Raw genomic sequence first — 2,486 nt, forward strand, 5'->3', positions numbered from 1 at the left:
CAGGAGCATCCTTTTTTACTTCATGCCAAGCTTGGAGCTTACGTGGCTAAGGCTAAGTATGATGTTACAGATGAAAATATTCTTTCTGCCATCACCTGGCATACTACCGGAAAGCCGGAGATGACACTGTTGGAAAAAATCGTCTATATTGCCGATTATATTGAACCAAAACGCGACAAAGCTCCTAATCTTGCAATTGTACGTAAACTGGCTTTTCAGGATCTTGACGAATGTATGTATAAGATTTTGGGTGATACACTGGCTTATCTGGAGGAAAATCCGAAAGACATTGATAATGCTACGAAAGATGCTTTCTTGTATTACAGGGATTTACACATGAAAAGACAGTTCTGAGTATAAATTGTCTCGACTGGCAGAGTTTTACATATAGGGGACAGCACAACAGGGAGAACAGATTACGGATATAAATATTTATTTAGAGAAGATATATGTAGCTATTCAATAGTCTGTTGATCATGAAGATATTGAACAGTTACAAAAGCAGATAGAAAGAGAGGTTGTTTCCATGAACAGAGAACTTGAAATGGCAAAACTTGCCTGCCGCGCACTTGATGAGAAAAAAGGAAAAGATATTAAGGTAATAGATATCCATGAAGTATCTGTAATTGCCGATTATTTTGTAATTGCAAGTGCTTCCAACCAGAATCAGGTTCAGGCTATGGTTGACAATGTAGATGAAACACTTGGCAGAGCCGGATTTGAAGCAAAACAGATTGAGGGAACCAGAAACTCCAGCTGGGTTCTTATGGATTACGGCGATATGATCGTCCACGTATTTGACGAAGAGAATCGTCTTTTCTATGACCTCGAAAGAATCTGGAGAGATGGTAAGGTTCTTGACGTTAATGAATTTCTTGAGAAATAAGTAGAAAAAATTGTTACTGTTCACTCTGTTCACAGCAACATGCTTGCGATGCACAGACTTTATGCTAATCGCATAAAGTCGCGCGGTATGTCTCGGGTTTTCTGTGACCTTCGTTCACAAAAAACACCTCGCGGGATATTACCAGTGAACAGTAACGAAAAATTTACAGTTATTCGGTGTAGAGCTGCGTAGCGAGGCGGATGATTTTATCCGCCTGACTTTGTGAAATTTGCAAAATAAAATACAGAGGAAATCAGATATCATCATCAAGAGATACCTGATTTCCTCTGTTGTTTTTTTGAATTGATATAGTATAATTTGCAGTGTATGGGGACTTGCTTGATTCGGTGTAGAGCTGCGTAGCGAAGCGGATTGCGAATATCTGCCTGACTATTCACGTATCAGTTATATTACTCATACAAACGGAACACACCAAATACTTTGCCAAGAATCTGAAGACCTTCATGTACAAGGATTGGCTCCATTGTATCATTTTCCGGCTGGAGACGATAGTATCCTTTTTCTTTATGGAAAGTCTTAACTGTAGCACCGTCATCGATCAGCGCAACAACAATATCTCCATCCTCTGCTGTGGACTGCTGTTTTACCAGAACCTGATCTCCGTCAAAAATTCCGGCGTTTATCATACTTTCCCCTTTTACTTTCAACAGAAAGCTTTGTGAATTAGGCATAAACTCTGCAGGGATAGGGAAATAGCCTTCAATATTCTCAACTGCCAGAAGTGGCTGTCCGGCTGCCACAGTTCCTATGATGGGAACATTCACAACCTCTCTGCGGACCAGATTAAAATTGTCATCAATGATCTCAATCGCACGTGGTTTCGTTGCATCTCTGCGGATATATCCATTTTTCTCCAGTGCTTCCAGATGTGAATGAACGGAAGAAGTAGATTTCAGGTTGACTGCCTCGCAGATTTCACGAACTGCCGGCGGAAATCCCCGGTTCAAAATCTCATTCTTTATGTAATCAAGAATCTCCTGCTGCTTTGGCGTGATTCTTCCATATGGCATAATTATACCCTCCTTTTTAAGTTATTTTTTGTTCGTACACTCTTCATAACCATTCAGCAGTCTGCTATTCTATGAGATACTGAACAGTTTCTGATTTTTTTATCATATCATAATTCCTGACAAAAAGCAAACTTATATTCTGAAAATGTGTTCTTACTTATGTGCTCCCGTTACTGTTTGCTCCATTCTCAGTAACGGGATAGTGGTGTGTGAACAGTAACGATTATTGTGAATTCTTTATGAATAAACTTGTTTTTAAATGTGCAAAGTGTTACAATATTTTGGAAAATAGTGTAACTATTCAGCAGTCACTGTGAAATCGCTGAACAGTTATAGAATGATTATGAACTGCACAAAAAGGAGACATCCCATTGTCTGATAATAAATCAAAAAAAATGCCGGGAATCCTGGCAAGGCTTCGCATGGTCGTGGGGCTGAATATCGGAACGATCATGTTTGGCATCTTATTCATATATATGGCATTCAGTGCCATATTATATTTTACAACTACTCATATTGAGTCCTATCAGGTTACATCAGGACCTTTATCCCGCAACGAAACATATACC

3 protein-coding genes and 1 pseudogene are annotated in these 2,486 nt (G+C 39.3%); 3 read left to right on the plus strand and 1 reads right to left on the minus strand.

Features of this window, described 5'->3' with window-relative positions:
• Together yqeK and rsfS are read left to right on the plus strand one after the other, a co-directional pair.
• Positions 1-354, plus strand: a 354-nt coding sequence (gene yqeK / locus AC075L_RS09885) for a bis(5'-nucleosyl)-tetraphosphatase (symmetrical) YqeK (protein ID WP_476387588.1), incomplete at its 5' end; no start/stop codon positions are given.
• Positions 355-526: 172 nt separating this feature from the next.
• Positions 527-886 (plus strand): ribosome silencing factor, encoded by a 360-nt coding sequence (gene rsfS, locus AC075L_RS09890; protein WP_008703130.1) that lies wholly within the window; start codon positions 527-529, stop codon positions 884-886.
• A 410-nt stretch (positions 887-1,296) separates the two neighbouring features.
• Here the strand turns inward: rsfS and lexA are convergent, their stop codons facing one another.
• Positions 1,297-1,917 (minus strand): transcriptional repressor LexA, encoded by a 621-nt coding sequence (gene lexA / locus AC075L_RS09895; protein ID WP_008703132.1) that lies wholly within the window; start codon positions 1,915-1,917, stop codon positions 1,297-1,299.
• A 371-nt stretch (positions 1,918-2,288) separates the two neighbouring features.
• Here lexA and AC075L_RS09900 point away from each other — a divergent pair.
• A pseudogene (locus AC075L_RS09900) lies at positions 2,289-2,486 on the plus strand (HlyD family efflux transporter periplasmic adaptor subunit); the annotation flags it as partial.

Source organism: Blautia sp. ZXY-1-B12, assembly GCF_056339915.1.

What these genes read in the sequence shown, in the direction of transcription:
- rsfS (WP_008703130.1), top strand. Translation starts at nt 527, where the DNA reads ATGAACAGAGAACTTGAAATGGCAAAACTTGCCTGCCGCGCACTTGAT.
- lexA (WP_008703132.1), bottom strand. Translation starts at nt 1,917, where the DNA reads ATGCCATATGGAAGAATCACGCCAAAGCAGCAGGAGATTCTTGATTAC.